The following is an 18,807-nucleotide window of genomic DNA, read 5'->3' as shown; positions in this document are numbered from 1 at the left end:
TAAAAGGCATTAACCATTAGTAAAAACGGGTGTTATTCCCACTCAATAGTGGCCGGTGGTTTACCAGAAATATCGTAAACAACACGTGAGATACCGTCAATTTCGTTGATGATACGGTTAGAAACCACACCTAAAAACTCATACGGTAAATGTGACCAACGCGCCGTCATAAAGTCGATAGTTTCAACACAACGTAGTGATACAACCCAATCATATTTACGTGCATCGCCCATAACCCCTACCGACTTAACAGGTAAGAATACAGTAAACGCTTGGCTTACTTTATGATAAAGCTCAGCTTTGTGTAGCTCTTCAATAAAGATAGCATCAGCGCGGCGTAGTAAATCACAGTACTCTTTTTTAATTTCGCCAAGTACACGTACACCTAAACCTGGCCCTGGGAATGGGTGGCGGTAAAGCATGTCGTACGGTAAACCAAGCTCTAAACCAATTTTACGTACTTCATCTTTAAATAATTCACGTAATGGCTCAACTAAGCCCATTTTCATGTCATCAGGTAAGCCGCCCACGTTGTGGTGAGATTTAATTACGTGTGCTTTACCTGTCGCTGAAGCGGCTGATTCTATTACGTCTGGGTAAATAGTCCCTTGACCTAACCACTTCGCATTTTTAAGCTTTTTAGCTTGCTCATCAAATACATTAATAAACGTATGGCCAATGGCTTTACGTTTTTCTTCTGGATCTGATTTGCCTGCAAGGTCAGCTAAAAACTGCTCCTCAGCGTCTACTTTAACAATGTTTAAGCCAAATTTATTGCCAAACATGTCCATAACTTGCTGACCTTCGTTTAAGCGAAGTAAGCCATTATCAACAAATACACATGTTAGGTTTTCGCCAATTGCACGGTGAATCAGCATTGCTACAACAGATGAATCAACACCTCCTGATAAGCCTAAAATAACTTCATCATCGCCAACGGTTTCTTTAATGCGCTCAATAGCATCATCAATAATTTTGGCAGGTGTCCATAGCTTTTCACATCCACAAATATCAATTGCAAAACGCTCTAACAAACGTTGTCCTTGATGAGTGTGCGTTACTTCTGGGTGAAATTGTACGCCGTAAAAACGTTTTTCTTCGTTAGACATAGCAGCATGCGGACACGTTGGTGTTTTAGCTGTGGTGCTAAAGCTTGCCGGCACTTCCATTACTTTGTCGCCGTGGCTCATCCACACGTCTAAAACGCCGTTGCCGCCATCGGTAATATGATCTTCAATTGCATCGAATAATGCACAGTTACCCACTTTTTCTACTTGTGCATAACCAAACTCTTTTTTATCTGAGCTGTGTACACTGCCGCCAAGTTGAGCTGCCATGGTTTGCATGCCGTAACAAATACCCAGCACTGGCACGCCAGCGTTAAACACATATTCAGGTGCACGCGGGCTGTTCTCTAGTGTGGTTGACTCAGGGCCACCAGATAAAATAATACCTTGTGGATTAAATTCGCGAATTTGCTCTTCGGTCACATCCCATGCCCACAGCTCACAGTAAACGCCAATTTCGCGGATACGACGCGCGATTAATTGAGTGTATTGCGAACCAAAATCTAAAATTAGAATTCGTGAATCGTGAATATCTTTGCTCATGAAGGATCTCGTAAAGTAGATGCTAGATTCCACTAATTTGCTTAGTGGCTATAAAAGAGGGCTGGTAATTCCAGCCCCGTAATTTAAACGTGTTGTTTAACCTAAGCGGTAGTTAGGCGCTTCTTTGGTAATTTGCACATCGTGAACGTGCGACTCACCCATACCTGCAGATGTAACACGTACAAACTGCGGTTTAGTATTTAGCTCTTCAATGGTGGCACAACCCGTTAATCCCATTGCGCTACGAAGGCCACCCACTTGCTGATGAATAATCGTTGCAATTGGGCCTTTATAAGCGACGCGACCTTCAATACCTTCAGGTACTAATTTGTCAGCTTGGTTAGATTTTTGGAAGTAACGATCCGACGAACCTTCTTTTTGATCCATCGCACCCAATGAGCCCATACCACGGTAAGATTTGTAGTAACGGCCTTGGTAAAGTTCAACTTCGCCTGGCGCTTCTTCTGTACCAGCAAGCATTGAGCCCACCATTACACACGATGCACCCGCAACCAATGCTTTAACAATATCGCCAGAAAAACGAATACCGCCATCAGCAATTACTGGAATGTCACGCCCTTGTAAGCCATCTACCGCATCAGAAATAGCCGTAATTTGTGGCACACCACAACCTGTAACAATACGCGTAGTACAAATTGAACCTGGGCCAATACCTACTTTAACCGCATCCACACCTGCATCAGCAAGGGCAATTGCGCCTTCGGCTGTAGCAACGTTACCGGCAATAATTTGTAAATCTGGGTAAGTTTCACGAGTTTGAGAAACACGGTCAATAACACCTTGTGAGTGGCCGTGTGAAGTATCGATAAGTAAAACATCAACACCCGCCTCTACTAATGCAGCAATTCGCTCATCAGTACCTGCGCCAACACCAACTGCAGCACCTACACGTAAACGACCTAGCTCGTCTTTACATGCATGTGGTTTGTCTTGCGCTTTTTGGTAATCTTTTACGGTGATCATGCCTTTTAGTTTAAACGCATCATCAACCACTAAGATTTTTTCAATGCGGTGTTCGTGCATTAAACCTAAAATTTCTTCGCGCGATGCGCCTTCTTGAACCGTTACCAGTTTGTCTTTTTTAGTCATAACGCTAGAAACAGGCTGTTCAAGCTTCGTTTCAAAACGCATGTCACGACCAGTAACAATACCTAGTAGGTTATTTTCGCTATCAGTAACCGGGAAACCCGAGAACCCTTTTTCTTGCGAAAGAAGCGTCGCATCTGCAATGGTTAAATCGGCAGACACAGTAACAGGGAATGACACAATGCCTGCTTCGTAGGTTTTAACTTTACGTACGTTTCTCGCTTGTTCTTCAATGGTCATGTTTTTATGGATAAAACCAAGACCACCTTCCTGCGCGAGGGCAATAGCTAAACGAGCTTCTGTAACAGTATCCATAGATGCTGAAATAAGCGGCAAGTTAAGTTTGATACCACGCGTTAAGCGAGTTGAAATATTTGCCGTGTGTGGCAAAACAGTAGAATGACCAGGTACTAAAAGTACGTCATCAAAGGTAAGAGCTTCTTTAGCGATTCTAAGCATTTTGGCAACTTCTCACATGTGGATCTAAGATAAGGAATTGCGGCCAAATTTTAACAGCGTTGTGGGCATTCGTAAATAATATTTCGCAAATATTTATGATAAACTTGCCTTATAACTTGCCTCATAATAGTTTTAGGTTGTTTTTTATGTTTTCGAAGCCTTCGCAAACGGTTTACACCGTATCGCGCCTTAACAGAGAGATTCGTACAGTTCTTGAGCAGGGCTTTGCATCGCTAATTTTAACAGGCGAAATTTCTAACTTTATTACCCCTGCTTCTGGGCACTGGTACTTCTCGTTAAAAGATGAAAAAGCACAAATTAAAGCGGCTATGTGGCGCGGCAATAACCGCTCTCAAAGTTACCGCCCCGAAAACGGCGCACAAGTAACAGTAAGAGCCCGTGTTTCACTTTACGAACCACGCGGTGATTATCAGCTTATTGTTGAGCATATGGAACCTGCCGGTGAAGGCCAGCTTAAACAAGAGTTTGATGCATTAAAAATGCGCCTAGCCGCAGAGGGCTTGTTTAGTTCAGCCTATAAAAAACCACTGCCGCAAAATATAAACCGTGTAGGTGTAATAACCTCAGCAACGGGCGCTGCTATAAAAGATATATTAACCGTACTTAAACGCCGCGCACCGCAATTAGAAGTCATTATTTACCCAGCCATGGTGCAAGGCAAAGAAGCCCATGTGCACTTAATTAACCAAATACAGTTAGCCAATGCACGCAATGAGGTAGACGTACTTATTGTAGGGCGAGGCGGTGGCTCGTTAGAAGATTTATGGTGCTTTAATCATGAGCAACTTGCGCGTGCTATTCATCAAAGTGAATTACCCATAGTCAGTGCGGTAGGCCACGAAATAGACACAACCATCAGTGACTACGTTGCCGATGTACGCGCAGCAACGCCTTCAGCAGCCGCTGAGCTTGTCAGCCCTAACACGCAAGAGCTACATAGTAAGGTTATTGAGCTCATTAACCGGTTAAATAATGCCTTTAAACACGATATGGCCGATAAGCGCGCACTAGCAACACAGTTACAGCACCGGCTTAACTTGTGTCATCCGCGCAATCAACTTAATCAAAAAGCGCAGCGATTAGATGAGCTAACTATTGCCTTACAACAGGGCATGCGCAATCGCCTTTACCAACAAGAGCGCACGCTTAATAATTTAACCCCGCGTTTAATGCGTCAATCGCCTGATAAAAAGTTATCACAAGCCAGCCATCAGCTTATGCAGATACAAACTCGGCTTGAACAAGCAATGCAGCACAAGTTGCAACACGCGCAAAATAGCTTAGCGCTGCAAGCGAGTAGGCTTGACTCGGTAAGCCCACTTAATGTTTTAGCGCGCGGTTACAGCATAACCAAAACCCAACAAGGCAAAGTGGTTAAATCGGTAGATCACATTAAAACGGGTGACGTGCTAATTACAGAGCTGGCCGATGGCGCTATAAAATCAACGGTGTTGTAAAGCTCTTTCAGTTAAAGCTCTGTGGCCATTAGTAAGGTGAGTTCGGTGTCGCTTGACGTTGAGGTTGTTCTTTTAAATTGCAACCAAAACTCTTGCTTCATTAACTTATCGTTTAGCTCTCGCCATTGGGTATGATCAAACGAGTCGTTATCAGTAGGTGCAGCAAGTTCAAATTTACATACGGTGGTTTTACACGCTGCACTAACAATCTCTGGGATAGAGCTTAGATCAGAGGTAAGTAAAAAATCTTGTAAAGCTATTTCTGTTTGATAAGCCCACTCTTCATTACGTATTTGCTCATCAAATTGCGCTTGCAAAACGGCTTGTGCATCAGAGGGGGCACGCAGCTGCTGCGCCGCGTTTTTCATCAAGGCTTTTTGCGCTGCTAATTGCTGTTTAAGCTGCGATACTTGCTCTTCTAAAGGAAGCTCATCTAGCGGTTGTGGTTCTGGTCTAGAGGGATTATCTTTTTGCTCTATACGAGCGCTTTGTTCAGGGGCAGCGGGTACAACACGCTTTGCTGTTGCTTCACTGCTTTTAACTGGCTGAACAAAAGATGCCTGCTGCTTTGTATCAGCATGTTGTGACTTTGCGGGGGTTGCGTCACTTGAAGAGAAATTAAAGTAGCTCCACGTTAAACCTACACCCGCAATAAATCCTATCCCTAGTGTTAATAAGCTATTTTTGTTCATTTTAATTCCTTTTAAAATTATTTTTATTTATACAGGCTGCTATTAGAGCATGGCGCTGGTGTGTGATTCGTTTTCAGGCTCTGGTGTGGTTAAAAAGTTTTGGTTCATACTTTGCGCCGGACACGGACAATCCGGTCTGCCAATAATTTTAGCCGGTACGCCTACAGCGGTGGTATGTGGCGGTACTGCGGTTAAAACAACTGAACCTGCGCCAATACGTGCGCCCTCGCCTACTTCAATATTACCCAGCACTTTGGCGCCTGCACCAATAAGCACACCGGCTCTAATTTTAGGATGACGGTCGCCCTGCTCGTTACCCGTACCACCAAGCGTGACCGATTGCAGTATTGATACGTTATCTTCAATTACTGCAGTTTCACCAATAACAATACCGGTGGCGTGGTCAAACATTATCCCTTTACCAACCTGACACGCAGGGTGAATATCAACCCCAAACACTTCTGAGGTTCGGCTTTGAATAAAACGAGCAAGCTCTTTACGGTTTTGCTGCCACAAGCAGTTAGCTAAACGATGCGCTTGAATAGCATGAAACCCTTTTAAGTTTAAAATAACCGTAAGGTAGGTTTCGGCTGCTGGGTCTCTGTCTTTAACGGCTTTAATATCTTCGGCCACATAGGTAAGCATACGGTCGCACTTTACAAACGCTTGGTCGAATAACTCACGTATTGTAAAAGCCGATACAACAGCATCTGCCAACTTATTAGCAACAATAAAGCTTAACGCCGAACCTAAACACTCATGATTTAAAATGCATGAATACACATGACTTGCTAAAAGTGGTTCGCGAGTTACAACTTCATTCGCTTCACTACGAAGCTGTTGCCAAATTTCATGACGCATAATACTACACTGCCTTAAATTGATATAAAAAGAGCCTTTTCCTAAGTTTAACGGATTTAAAGCCTAAGGTGTTAACGCCTTAGTTATTTGTTCTGGTTATTAGGTATAACTAAGAGTAAAAAAATTATATGAGTGCTAAATCACTCACACACAAAGCATCTTTTCCTTTATCTTTTGCTTTATAAAGTAAATCGTCTGCTTCTTTGATTAAATACGCACAGGTAAAGTCACTACTGGGTGTAATAGTAGTGAGGCCTACACTCACTGTAAGGGTTTGGCTGGGTAATGAATGTTTATTTTCAATGTTTAACTGTTTTAATTTTTCTAAAATATCGTTCAATACTAACAAGGCCTGATCTGAGTTTGTATTTCCATACAGTAAAACAAATTCTTCACCACCAAAACGGGCACATAAATCACCTGGGCGTTTAGTAAATTCATTGAGTACTTTAGCCACCCTTTTTAAGCATGTATCGCCTTGTTGGTGGCCGTAAGTATCATTGAGTAATTTAAAATCATCTATATCAATAATAGCCAACGAAAGCGGCATACCTAAACGCTGACAACGATTCCACTCTTGCTCTAAAAAGGTATCAAAAAAGCCTCGGTTAGCAATATCCGTTAAGCCATCAATAGCGGCAAGTTTTTGTACTTGCTCTTCAGCCAGTTTACGCTCGGTAATATTTTGATGGCTAATAGCGTAATACGCTTTATCTGTATGGCTAAACGACACTACTCGCATCATAAACCAACGTTTTTCATCTTCACTATGACATGGATATTCTAAATAGAAGTCGTCATCAGCCCCCGAAATAACTGATTTAATGCCCTTAAATGCCTTTAAACCAAAGCTATCTCCTTTTTGCGCAGCTTTTTCACACTCTGCTAAGTAATTTTGCTGCTCCCACATATCACAGCAAGCACAGTCGTTTTGCTCACCAAAGCTTTGCCAGCTTCGGTTTATATAAACTATGTCGCCGTTAGAATTAATAACCACTACTTGGTCGGGCGTGGTATCTAGTACCAACTTAAAAAACGCTTTATCGTCAATCACGAGCTTTCCATTTTAGCTTTGTTGTTAATCAGTATAATCAATAACAATTTTTTAACACAATATTGTTACTTTACTTCACGCTAGTTGCATAATTTATTAATGTGAAGTAATACTCCGTATGACAGCTAAGCAGTCTATAAAAAATATAAAAATTTTACTTTTACATTAAAAATCAGATACTAAAGCAGCATGACAGGGTTACTGTCATATGCCAAACTAGCTACTGGCATACTACTGACGGCGTAAAAAATAAAAACAAACGCTAAATTAGCATCATCAACTCAACAAGGATAACGATGATGAAAAACGATATATTGAATACAAAAAAGCTTGGTTATAAATTTTACTTTCAAGATGGCGACAATCAAATAGCCTGTTTTGGAAGCTACTTTACTGGTAAAGAAGAAGTATTTGTAAACGATGACCTATTTAGTAAAAAACGAACTATCTACTGTGCAAGCACGCACTCTTTTGCTTTTGAGGGTTCACAGTACCAAGTAAAATTTGACATGCTTAATATACTTACGGGGCGTCTGGAGTGCACTCTTTATAAAAATAGCAGTGTGATAGCCAAACAAGTTCAAAGTAGTCTTTCAGACGCTCCTAAAAAGGCAGCATTTTTTCTTGCTGGCTGTACATTAGGTGGGGCGGTGTTTGGCTATACAACGGCAACAATTGTTGAACTATTTGTAGGGAAGCTTTAACGTGCAATTAAATCCTACAACAGTTAAATCGCTTAGAAGTGAGTTAGATTGGACGCAGCAACAGCTCGCAGATGCCTGCGATGTAAGTTTGCGGACTATTCAACGGGTAGAAAAAGAAGGCGCCGCTTCTAAAGAAACCACTATGGCGCTTTGCGCGGTACTTGAAGTACGCCAAGGCGAGCTAATTAAACTTGATGAGCCTATAAATAATGACGTTAAAAGTACGCCAACTAAAAGCTTTTTAGCGGGGGTTGTTATTAGCTCCTTAATAAGCTTTGCTCTAGGCGCAGGCTCAGTGCTTTTAGCGACTAACTAATATTAAGCTTTAATAGCATTAATTAAATAAAAATGCCCCAGGCTATAAGCACTGGGGCATTTTTTATATGTTAGAAAAAGAGATTAATTACTGAAACACTTTTTCAACTGCCATTACTTCAATATTGTTAGCTGGAATAGCTAATTTATAATCGGCAATGACTTTATCCTCAGCAACAAGCGCTGCTGGTTTTTCTGTGTTGTAAACCATTGGCGATGTTTGCTCTGACACTAAACGTTTTTTCATGTCTTCGCCGTCACCGGTAATAAACACGTACTGTACGTTATCTGTTTGCAGATTATCTTTAATCACGCGATTAACATCAGCAAGCGTTAGCTTTTCAAGTTTACTTGTCACGTATTTTACAAACGACTCTGTGTTATAAAACTCACTATCAAGTGCATAACCTAATTGGCGGTTTTGACTTGCGACAAGCTGCGGTACGTAGTTAATTAAAAAGTTACGTGTTGCTTCAAAGTCTTTTTCGGTTAAGCCATTTTTAATAAGCTTATCCAGCTCAAACAAAGCGGTACGTGTTGCAAAGTGTGCATCGTTATTAGAGCGCAGCGGGCGTAACCAAATTTGGAATATTTGCTCAGAGCGTCCTAAGTTGGCATCAGGCTTAGTTTGAAACATGCCACGTGGGAAGTACTCAATGTAGGCGTAATCGCCGTAGTTCATACCACGTGTTTGACGAATTCGCTCATACAGGTATGAGTTAGAACTACGGTGCTCACCAAAGTACGAACGCACCAGCCAAAGGGCTGTCCAATCTTCACTACTGCGAATAGTATCAATTGGGAAACCAAACGATACCGCAGTAGATTGAGCCGACTTTTCTACAATCGTGGCATGGTGACCTTTAAGCTCTGGCGCATCAGGAATACTTAAACGGCTTTGCTCGCCTTTAGGTAAGGTTGCTAAGTCGCTCATGATTTCTGCTTTAAGCGCTTTTGGCACAGCGCCAATTAAACCCAGTGTTAGTTTAGATTGGGTAAGCTCTGTGTTGTAAAAGGCTTTTACATCATCAAGCGTTAGTGCTTCTAAATCCGAAATATCCCCGTAATTGTAGCTTTCGTATGGATGGCCTTTGTAAAGTGCGCTGTAAAGCACTTCTTTACCTAGCTCTTCATCGTTAGAGGCTTTTAAGCCCGACTTAATACCGTCGATCATTTCTTTTTTAAGGCGCTTAAAGTCATCATCTCTAAAACCTGGGTTAAGTAATTGATCGCTTACAAGCGCATACCATGTGGCAGCGTTATCTTTATGAATACGCCCTTGAAATGACAGCATTTCTTTATCTATTTGATAACCAAAGCTGCCAGCAAGCGGATAAAGCGCTTTTTGTATGTCTTTGTAACTCGTACTTTGCGAGCCACCTTGAGCAAGCATAGCGGCGGTGAGCGCAGCAACCCCTTTTTTACCTTGCGGGTCTGCAGCAGCCCCAGTATTGAATAAAAAGTTTACATCAATCAGCGGCGAGCTATTCGTTTTATCAAGCACTTTAAATACGGGTGCCTCTGGCGCTTTATCACGCTTAGCTACTAATGCGTTTAAGCTTGTTTCTTGTTCAAACCCTGGCGCTTTATCAAGTGCCGACATAGTTACGGTAGTACGCGCGTCATCTACAAAATATTTATTAGCCACAGCTTTAATGTCTTGTGCTGTGATGTTGTCGGCCGATTTATAAAGCTGGTTAATAACCTCTGGGTCGCGCTCAAAATGCATATAACTTGCAAGGGTTGATGCAATCGCTTGCGATGAGTCTAAGCCGTTAATAAAGCTGTATTTAAGGTTAGACTTTAAATCACTTAGTTTTTGCTCATCAACAAGTTCGGTACGTGCTTTTGCGTAAGTGCGGTTAATAGCATCGCGTGCTTTTGCTAAATCATCTTCGTTTTCTACTTTTACAAACACATGCAGTAAGCCAGGATCTTTTGTCTCTGGGTTATAGGTAAACATTTGACTCGCTATTTGTTTATCAACCACTAGCTCTTGGTATAAATCGGAGTTATTAGAAAAATAAAGCTGTGAGATTAAATCAAGTGCGGCTCTGTCCTTTTTAGCAGGCTCCCATGCAGTCCCTTTGTAAGATACAAGCAACCAATGACCAGGCAAACCTTCGTTTTTCTCATGTACATATTTAGGTGCTTGCTGCTTTGGCTCAGCTTTAATATCGGCAACGTAATCGCCTTTTTCCCAGCCACCCCAATGTTTTCAACCATAGCCATTGTGGCTTTAGGGTCAACATCGCCCACAATCACTAGCGATACATATTCAGGCTTATAAAACTTATCAAAAAATTCTTTACCGTAAGCCATTTGATCTGGCATGGCTTCTATATCTTCAAAAAAGCCCATGGTGGTATGTTTATAAGTGTGCGTGTCAAACGCTTCTTCGCGTACTGCGCTCAATAACTTACGAATTGGGCTGGCGTTATTTTTTAAATATTCCCCTTTAACCGTTAGCGCTTCGGTTCTAAATTGCTCTTCGGTGTAGGTTAAGTTTTGAAAAATATCGGCTTCAATTTCAAGTACTTTATCAAGGTGCTGCTTTGAAAAGTTTAAATGGTAGTTTGTGTAATCGTTAGTGGTGTAAGCACGGTTATCGACCCCTGCATTTTTAAATATGGCAGTGTATTCGTCTTGCGGAAATTTTTTAGAGCCTTTAAACATCATGTGCTCAAAAAAGTGAGCAAAACCGGTTTTACCTGCTTTTACTTCATTACGCAGCCAACCGATACCGGAATTTGCAGCGAGACGACATCGGGGTAATCAGTTTTAACAACCATTACGCGTAAGCCGTTATCAAGCTCTTCGATTAAGTACTCTTGCGAAAATACACGTTCGTCAGCTTTTGTTGTTTGCTGTTGTTGTGCCGTTTGGGTGTTTTCGCTTTGCTGTGTTGCGCAGCCTGTTAGTGCCAGCGATACCGCTAAGCTTGTTGCTAGTAATTTAAATTTCATTGTTGTCCCTTTTTAAATTGAGCAAATTTGTTATTAGGTTTAATACTAACTCGCTTAGATTATGCCCCAAAGCCACTAAATATAAGAGCCCATCGGCTATTTATAATGTAAACAACTGTGTCAATTCCCCATTTTAAAAACATTTAAGTATGAAAAAAGCTCAAGTTGATTGAAAAACTTTCACTAAATAAATCTATCTAGACGTCTAAATGGCTGCTATATTAAATTACATACATTGGACTAAGCTGGAATGAGGATTATGGCTTTATCACTACAAGAAAAAATAGAAGACACCAATCAAGGTGTTTATCTTATTGGTACTACCCCGCCTAAAATTGGTACTGATAAAGCGCAGCTAAAAATCATTGCAGAAAAACTACTTGCTCGCTTACACGAAATTGAATACGACGGCGTGATAATTTACGACATTCAAGATGAAAGTAGCCGTACAGATAAAGCACGCCCATTTCCGTTTAAACAAACTGTAGACCCACGTGAATACAGCCACTTACTACGTAATTTATCTGCTCCAGATGTCATTACTTACAAAAGTGTGGCACAACGTGGTGTAGAGGAGTTTAAAGGCTGGTTGGATGAAACTAAAAACGACTACGATTTAAAAAATGTCGTTTTAGTGGGTAGCCCCTCATCGGTAGGTGATATAAAACTAAGCTTGCCCGATGCCTATAAAACATTGGCAGAGCAAAGTGATGACTTCTTTTTAGGGGGCGTTACCATTGCTGAGCGACATTCAAGTAAGCGAAATGAACACGAGCGCCTTATAGAAAAAACAGCACAATGTTGTCAGTTTTTTATATCGCAAGCCGTTTACGACGCGCAAGCAACTATAGAGCTAATAACAAGTTACGCGCGTACCTGTAAAGCACAAGGTATTACACCAAAACGGATTATTTTAACGTTTACGCCATGCGGTGGCGATAAAACCTTAGAGTTTATGCAATGGTTGGGGATCTCAGTGCCAGAGGCCACTAAATGGCGCATGCTTGATGCAGACAATACCTTAAGTGAATCTGTACGTATTTGCCGAGAAAATCTCGACCTAATACTCAAAAGTTGTGCGCACCTAGATGTGCCACTGGGCTTAAATATTGAAAGCTTAACAAACCGTAAAGAAGAAATTGACGCATCAATAAACTTATACCGTTTATTAAAAGCCATTATGGAATTAAACCTAGCCGAAAAACAAATCGCTTAAAGCCTAATTATCCCCGTTTATAGCAAGCCTAATGGCTTGCTTTTTTGTTGCTATGTTTAAGTGTATTACTTTTATTATTATGCTTTTTAGCCAATTTGTACGCTTGTTTATTTTTATACATTTGGTGATCGGCCAAATTTAATAACGTATCAAAAGGTTGCTTTTGTTTATTAGTAAAACTTTCGCCTATGCTAAGTGTCAGCGCGCACACGTTGTTTTCTAATAGTGCGTTTTTATACTCAATTTTTATTTTATCAATAATATGGCTAAGCTTACTTCTATCACTAATTTGCATTACTGCTACAAATTCATCGCCGCCTAAACGCCCTACTATATCAGCCTCTCTTAAATGTGTTTTTAAGGTATTTGCTAAGAGGATTAACGCTTGATCGCCTATTTCATGGCCATAAGTGTCGTTTAGTTTTTTAAAGTCGTTTATATCAATAAACAAGCAACACACATCAAAACCTAAACGCAGCGCTAAATTAAGTTTGTGTTGGGCAAGTAAGCTAAGTGCACGGCGATTATAAATATTGGTAAGCGGATCAAGCATGGCTATTTCGCGCATTTGCTCAAAGCTATAAATAAGGGCTAAATCGTCTTCAATTAAATCACGAAGCTGCTCTATTAGCTCAAAATATTCATCGGTATAACTGGTTTTTTTTGAATCTTTTAAACACAAGGTGCCAAATACTTCACCTTCAGGCCAGTGAATTGGCAAGCCAAGGTAGGATTCAACGCCATCTTCAATAACCTCGGGCATGGTATTCCACTGCGTATCGCTGCGGGTATCGCTAACATACAAAGTGTTGTTGTTTTCGGCTACATATTTACAAAATAAGGGAGTTTCGGGAGGGAGTATAGGGTTGGTTTCAAAGTGTGAGCCACCTTCATTAGCTCTAATAACTACACGATAACCTTTACTAGTAGCCTGAACTATATAACCAGAGGGGGCCGAAAAAAGCCCCGTAATAAGATCAATGGTTTTTTGCCATTTATGTAATGATATTTGGCCATCGACACCAGAAAACGCCCATTGATCTGTTTCAAACATAACTATACCTCAGCTATTTAATGGCCTTAGTATAGCCAAATAAATATGTTTAAGGCTACTTTCTGCGGCGTTTACTTGGTGCTCTTTGCCCGGTAATGCGCTTTTTATCGCGATCTTTACGCGCTTTGTTGGTGTTTTTACGGTTATCTTTAGGGGGCTTGTTTAAATCAGGCTCGTAACCTTCTAGCCATTGTGGTGCTAAGCGGGTATCCAGTAGCACTTCAATTTCTTCCAGTAACCACTGCTCGTCAATACTTACCAGCGACATGGCAAGGCCTTGCTCGCCAGCGCGCCCCGTACGGCCAATTCGGTGTACGTAATCTTCTGCTATGTAAGGTAGCTCAAAGTTTATTACGTATTTAAGCGCCGGAATATCTAAACCGCGGGCAGCTACATCGGTGGCAACTAAAACCCGCGTTGTGCCTTCTTTAAAGTTTTGTAATGCACGGTCGCGTGCACCTTGTGATTTATCGCCATGGATAGACTCAGTTTTTAAGCCATCTTTACACATTTCTTTGGCAAGTTTATCGGCCATTTGTTTAGTGCGGGTGAATATAAGCACTTGGCGCCAGTTTTTCATGCCAATCATGTGCGATACAAGCTCACGCTTTCGCTCTTCATCAACTGCGTAAATAACTTGTTCAACCTCTACAGCAGCAGAGTTGCGTTTATCAACTTCAATTAGCTCGGGGTTTTTAAGTAGTTTTTTACTCAGCTCAAACACGCTGTCATCGAATGTGGCTGAGAACAATAAGATTTGGCGATCGCCTGGAATGTGGCGCAAAATACGTTTTATTTCATCAATAAAGCCCATATCCAGCATACGGTCGGCTTCATCAAATACTAACGAATCAACACTTGAAAGCACCACACTGCCTTTAACAATATGATCAAGTAAACGCCCAGGCGTTGCGACTATCACTTGCGCCGTTTTAAGCGCTTTAATTTGCGGGCCAATACTTGCACCGCCATACGCTAAAGCGCCTTGAATATTTGTGCTTTGGGCGTATTTTTCAAAGCTTGCAAACACTTGCTGAGCAAGCTCACGCGTGGGCGTTAAAATAACCACTCGGGCTATGCCTGGCTCATCTTTTTTTGGTGTATTTAAAAGCTTATGTAGTAGTGGTAATACAAAGGCGGCTGTTTTACCTGTGCCTGTTTGCGCGCTGCCCATTACATCGCTGCCCGCTAATATGTGCGGAATAGTTTTAACCTGAATTGCGGTAGGCGTGGTGTAATTATTTTGCTCAATTGCGGTTAGTAATAACGAATCGAGTTTAAGAGATGAGAACGATGTGGCAGACATAGGCTTAGCTTTAAAATAACAAAGAGCGCTATTGTACGCATATTACGGTACTGCGTAAATTAACCAGCTCAGAAAAGTATTCAGCCTAGCTGCATTCGCTAACCAATAAAAAAGGCGCTAAATAACAATGTATTTAGCGCCCTTTTTATACCAATCCGCTTAATTAAGTGGTCTATTTTGAGGACAGAAAAACGTGTTGATAGCTAGGCAAAAAATTCGCTATTTAGTTGTTCTAAATGAGAATTTTTTAATGCAGATAGCAACACTTTTAGCCCCTAAAAATGATTAAGTATTATTGCGAATTGGTATTATAATTTAATGACGTTAAACCGGTTTTAAGGTGGCTTTGCGCTCATTATAAAATGCGATTAAGTCATCGACCGTTGCTTGGCAGTATTCACGAATACCCGACACCACCATGTGCTTTTCACCAAAACCCACTTTTTCGCCGTTTTCTAGTAAATTAAAGCGCAAGGTAATTTTGCCGCGCTTACCCGTGTACTCAAAACTTGGCTCAGCAAACTCAAGCGTTGGCGTTTGAATATTAATGTTATCAAGGTTAATGATCATCGACTCGTAAATAACCATAGGGCGCGCTGGGTTAATCATTACATTTTGCTTACCCATTAGCGGAATAATTACGTGCGGAAATGCAGCACCAGAAAACTCAACATAATTTTTTATTAAGCTATTAGTAAGTGTTGGGCATTTGCTGGTTTTACCTTCGCGTTTTACCTTTAAAATTACTTTGTCGCCGTTGGTTACATCAAACTCATCATCCCCTTCTGGGAAGTTAAGTTTGGTGTTTTCGTCAACCATACCGGCAAAGGTAAATTCCATTCGCTCACTTATACCGTAGCGGTCTAACACTAAAGAAAAAAGTAAGTCTCCTGGCGCGCAAAACTTTTTGGCATCTTTGTCATGAAGTGGGTTGTAATCATCGGCAACGCACTTTGCGAAACGACACCCTTGCTCACGAGAGATAGAAACATAATCAGCATGCTGCTGAAAGTAAGGACTTAACATAGATTGTTCACTGCTTAAACTGCTTATAACCTGCCCATACTACCAGAAAAAATTTAAAGAGAGGTCGAATCACTTACAAATTCATACAATTAACTTAAGAGTAAATGTTGCACACACCTGTTTTAGTTAGTAATTTAGGTACCAAACTAAATAAGGGACTAATTATTATGTTACGTGTTTTTGCAGTAATAAGCGTACTCACTACTTTGGCTGGATGTTCTAGCGTGACTTTTCATACCGATATAGATAACGATGTTTTATCTGAGGAAATTAGTACGTACGTTAAAAAACGAGATTTACAACAGTTTTATAGCGATCAAGAAGCACACGAAAGTGGCGCCACACTTTTAGGCCGAATTGAAGGCGAAAGCTGCAATGGCGACGGTAGAGGCGACAATAATATAAGCTACAATCGCTTAAAATCAAATGCTATAGATTTACTTAAAGCAGATGCAATGCGCAGAGGCGGTAACGCCTTTACTATAAATTCTTGTAGCGAAATCTCTGTATCGTATTGTGACCTGTCTGTTTTATGCAGCGGACAGGCCTACGACTATTAATAAATTATATATTAAGCGCAAAGCTAAGTAGTACGCGCTTTCCCGACTCAATTTTAGAAACGCTATGCTCGTATTTGTCGGGTCTAAATAAATACACCCGGTTAAACCAATTAATAATGCATTTTGAGCATTTAAAAACCCCACCAGCTTTAGGTTTTACTAGTACAAAATTAAGTTTGTAGTAGCGCCCTTGCTGTACTGGATCTATATGGTTCATCACACTGTGATGTGTAGGGTAAGTAACTAGGTTTATTGAAAAGGCATTACTGCTAAATAAAGCTTTGTTTTTTACAGGTGCAATCATGCTGCCTCCTTTTAATTTACATGCAGCATTGTAGCACTTGCTAAAGCGCCACTGCTTGCGCTAAACAATATCAAAACGCGATGACATATAGCCAAACGGCCTGAAACAAAAAAGCCGAGCTTAATTAATAAGCTCGGCTTTTTATAAAGTACGACTAAAGATTATGCACTTGGGTATGTGCGGTACGCACGCTCAATATTTTTAGCCTGCTTTTTAGAAATGCCTAAATGAGCAAGCGCTACACGTAAACGCGCACGTGATAAGTCTGAGCCTAAAATTTCCATTGCATCAAGTACTGACGTTGAAGACGTTTTACCCGTGATTGCTACAAATATTGGCTCTAAAAAGTCTTTAATTTTAAGCTCGTGGAATGTAGCAACTTCTTTTGCAATGGCAAAAATAGCTGGCTTATCAAAACTACGCAAACCTTCAAGCTGCCATACAAAAAACTGTAGCGCTTGGCGTATTACGTTTTCGTCAGCTTTGCCCGCCGTTAACAGTGCTGGGTCGTAAGTTGGAATGCCGCCTACAAAATGCCCTGCTAAATCAACCATGTCCGAAAGCGTATTAATGCGCGTTTTAGCTTCTGGTAATACTTTAGCTAGCATTTCGCCATTAAACTTCCAATCAACAAAGCGCTGTACAAGCTCTTCGTCTGTTAGGTTTTCGCGGATCCACATGCCGTTTAACCAGCTTAGCTTATCAACATCAAATACTGGGCCACCAAGTGATACACGCTTCATATCGAAGTGTTCAATCATCTCGTTAAGAGTGAATTTTTCACGCTCATCTGGCATTGACCAACCCATACGGCCTAAGTAGTTAAGCACGGCCTCTGGTAGGTAACCCATTTCTTTATAGTAATTAATAGAAGTTGGGTTTTTACGCTTAGAAAGCTTTGATTTATCAGGATTACGCAGTAGTGGTAAATGCCCTAGTACGGGTGCTTCCCAACCTAAATCTTCGTAAAGTTTTAATAGTTTAGGTGCTGAGTTAATCCACTCTTCGCCACGGAAAATATGGCTTATTTGCATGTGGTGGTCATCCACTACGTTTGCTAAAAAGTACGTAGGGAATCCATCGGCTTTTAATAGCACTTGCATGTCTACGTTTTCCCACGGGATCTCAATTTCGTCGCGTAGGTAGTCGTTAAATTTAAAAGTGCCTTCGCTTGGTATTTTCATACGTATAACGTAAGGCTTGCCTGCGGCTAGGTTTGCTTTAATTTCATCTTCGGGGAGGTTTAAGCCACGGCCGTCGTATTTAGGGCGCAGACCTTCTGCCATTTGCTCTTCACGCATTTGGTCAAGCTCTTCGCTGGTTGCAAAACAGTAAAATGCTTTACCTTGCTCAACTAATTGGTGTGCGTATTTTTTGTATAAATCGCTGCGCTCTGATTGACGGTAAGGGCCAAATTCACCACCTACGTCAGGGCCATGATCCCACTCAAGACCTAACCAACGTAAGCTATCCATAATCGCTTGTTCTGACTCTGGCGTGCTACGAACTTGGTCTGTATCTTCAATACGAAGCACAAACTCGCCGCCTTGTTGTTTAGCAAAACAGTAGTTAAATAAAGCAATATAAGCGGTGCCAAGATGCGGGTCACCTGTTGGAGATGGGGCAACACGAGTACGGATTGTCATGATAATGTCTCTTTTAATAAGTGAGATAAAAATTAAGGGGGTCGTTTAAGCCGCTACTTTGTTTAAGTAAGCAATAATATCGTTAGATTCGTATAGCCACTCTACTTGGCCATTTTTTTCTATACGAAGGCATGGCACTTTAATTTTGCCGCCTTGCTCTAACAGCTCTTGACGAAATTGTTGATTATTTTTTGCATCACGCGTTTCTATTTTTAAGCCTTCGCGCTTAATTGCACGGCGTACTTTTACGCAAAACGGGCATGCTTTAAATTGATAAAGTTTAAATTGTGAGGTTTGCTGATCAAGCTGCGCTTGCACATCGCTTGCACGCTTTTTACTGCGAGGAGTAAATACAAAATTAAAGAATAAAATTATACAACCTAAAAACCAACGAACGAATTTCATGTTTTGTGCCTGCCTACAACAATTTAAGGAGCCAGATTTTAGCA

16 protein-coding genes and 1 pseudogene are annotated in these 18,807 nt (G+C 41.1%); 5 read left to right on the top strand and 12 right to left on the bottom strand.

The window, feature by feature from the left end; all coding sequences use genetic code 11:
• Positions 1-32: 32 nt before the first annotated feature.
• Together guaA and guaB are read right to left on the bottom strand one after the other, a co-directional pair.
• Positions 33-1,610: a glutamine-hydrolyzing GMP synthase gene (gene guaA, locus MTF64_RS15280; protein WP_024033152.1), complete on the bottom strand. Its 1,578-nt coding sequence runs from the start codon at positions 1,608-1,610 to the stop codon at positions 33-35.
• Positions 1,611-1,706: 96 nt separating this feature from the next.
• A complete protein-coding gene (gene guaB, locus MTF64_RS15275; RefSeq protein WP_004586134.1) occupies positions 1,707-3,176 on the bottom strand; it encodes an IMP dehydrogenase in 1,470 nt (489 codons plus the stop codon).
• Positions 3,177-3,322: 146 nt separating this feature from the next.
• On the opposite strand from guaB, the gene xseA reads away from it, so the two are divergent.
• The gene (xseA, locus tag MTF64_RS15270) at positions 3,323-4,654 is read left to right on the top strand and encodes an exodeoxyribonuclease VII large subunit (RefSeq protein ID WP_248451882.1); all 1,332 of its coding nucleotides are present in this window, start codon (positions 3,323-3,325) and stop codon (positions 4,652-4,654) included.
• Positions 4,655-4,665: 11 nt separating this feature from the next.
• On the opposite strand, the gene MTF64_RS15265 is transcribed toward xseA, so the two are convergent.
• The 3 genes from MTF64_RS15265 to MTF64_RS15255 form a co-directional block, all read right to left on the bottom strand.
• On the bottom strand, positions 4,666-5,346 hold the full coding sequence (locus MTF64_RS15265) for a hypothetical protein (RefSeq protein ID WP_248451881.1): 681 nt from the start codon (positions 5,344-5,346) through the stop codon (positions 4,666-4,668).
• Positions 5,347-5,388: 42 nt separating this feature from the next.
• Positions 5,389-6,207, bottom strand: coding sequence for a serine O-acetyltransferase (gene cysE / locus MTF64_RS15260; RefSeq protein WP_004586131.1), 819 nt, complete (start codon positions 6,205-6,207; stop codon positions 5,389-5,391).
• Positions 6,208-6,331: 124 nt separating this feature from the next.
• Positions 6,332-7,261 (bottom strand): diguanylate cyclase, encoded by a 930-nt coding sequence (locus tag MTF64_RS15255; protein WP_248451880.1) that lies wholly within the window; start codon positions 7,259-7,261, stop codon positions 6,332-6,334.
• A gap of 296 nt (positions 7,262-7,557) precedes the next feature.
• Between MTF64_RS15255 and MTF64_RS15250 the strand changes: the two genes are divergently transcribed.
• Together MTF64_RS15250 and MTF64_RS15245 are read left to right on the top strand one after the other, a co-directional pair.
• Positions 7,558-7,965 (top strand): hypothetical protein, encoded by a 408-nt coding sequence (locus MTF64_RS15250; protein WP_248451879.1) that lies wholly within the window; start codon positions 7,558-7,560, stop codon positions 7,963-7,965.
• A 1-nt stretch (position 7,966) separates the two neighbouring features.
• Positions 7,967-8,281 carry a helix-turn-helix transcriptional regulator gene (locus tag MTF64_RS15245; protein WP_248451878.1) on the top strand — a complete coding sequence of 105 codons (315 nt, stop codon included), beginning with the start codon at positions 7,967-7,969 and terminating at the stop codon, positions 8,279-8,281.
• A gap of 87 nt (positions 8,282-8,368) precedes the next feature.
• Here MTF64_RS15245 and MTF64_RS19945 read toward each other — a convergent pair.
• Positions 8,369-11,246: pseudogene (locus MTF64_RS19945) on the bottom strand (pitrilysin family protein).
• A gap of 259 nt (positions 11,247-11,505) precedes the next feature.
• Between MTF64_RS19945 and MTF64_RS15225 the strand changes: the two are divergent.
• Positions 11,506-12,462, top strand: a complete 957-nt coding sequence (locus MTF64_RS15225; protein WP_248451876.1) for a hypothetical protein — start codon at positions 11,506-11,508, stop codon at positions 12,460-12,462.
• 28 nt (positions 12,463-12,490) lie between these two features.
• Here MTF64_RS15225 and MTF64_RS15220 read toward each other — a convergent pair whose 3' ends face one another.
• From MTF64_RS15220 to MTF64_RS15210, 3 genes are all read right to left on the bottom strand, one after another.
• Positions 12,491-13,516 carry a sensor domain-containing diguanylate cyclase gene (locus MTF64_RS15220; RefSeq protein ID WP_096041243.1) on the bottom strand — a complete coding sequence of 342 codons (1,026 nt, stop codon included), beginning with the start codon at positions 13,514-13,516 and terminating at the stop codon, positions 12,491-12,493.
• Positions 13,517-13,571: 55 nt separating this feature from the next.
• Positions 13,572-14,822, bottom strand: a complete 1,251-nt coding sequence (locus MTF64_RS15215) for a DEAD/DEAH box helicase (protein ID WP_248451875.1) — start codon at positions 14,820-14,822, stop codon at positions 13,572-13,574.
• A gap of 324 nt (positions 14,823-15,146) precedes the next feature.
• A complete protein-coding gene (locus MTF64_RS15210; RefSeq protein ID WP_096739166.1) occupies positions 15,147-15,848 on the bottom strand; it encodes a DUF3581 domain-containing protein in 702 nt (233 codons plus the stop codon).
• 167 nt (positions 15,849-16,015) lie between these two features.
• Here MTF64_RS15210 and MTF64_RS15205 point away from each other — a divergent pair, with 167 nt between their 5' ends.
• The gene (locus MTF64_RS15205; protein ID WP_248451873.1) at positions 16,016-16,408 is read left to right on the top strand and encodes a hypothetical protein; all 393 of its coding nucleotides are present in this window, start codon (positions 16,016-16,018) and stop codon (positions 16,406-16,408) included.
• A 4-nt stretch (positions 16,409-16,412) separates the two neighbouring features.
• Here MTF64_RS15205 and MTF64_RS15200 read toward each other — a convergent pair whose 3' ends face one another.
• The 3 genes from MTF64_RS15200 to MTF64_RS15190 form a co-directional block, all read right to left on the bottom strand.
• The gene (locus MTF64_RS15200) at positions 16,413-16,712 is read right to left on the bottom strand and encodes a hypothetical protein (RefSeq protein WP_024033163.1); all 300 of its coding nucleotides are present in this window, start codon (positions 16,710-16,712) and stop codon (positions 16,413-16,415) included.
• A 161-nt stretch (positions 16,713-16,873) separates the two neighbouring features.
• Positions 16,874-18,358: a glutamate--tRNA ligase gene (gene gltX / locus MTF64_RS15195; RefSeq protein ID WP_248451872.1), complete on the bottom strand. Its 1,485-nt coding sequence runs from the start codon at positions 18,356-18,358 to the stop codon at positions 16,874-16,876.
• Positions 18,359-18,403: 45 nt separating this feature from the next.
• A complete protein-coding gene (locus tag MTF64_RS15190) occupies positions 18,404-18,763 on the bottom strand; it encodes a glutaredoxin domain-containing protein (RefSeq protein ID WP_004586118.1) in 360 nt (119 codons plus the stop codon).
• Between the last annotated feature and the right edge of the window lie 44 nt (positions 18,764-18,807).

The organism is Pseudoalteromonas sp. 2CM41L (assembly GCF_023161905.1).
In the GTDB taxonomy this organism is placed as follows: Bacteria; Pseudomonadota; Gammaproteobacteria; order Enterobacterales; family Alteromonadaceae; genus Pseudoalteromonas; species Pseudoalteromonas atlantica.
Note: the sequence above shows the minus strand (reverse complement) of the source record. Positions and strands in the feature narration are given on the sequence as shown.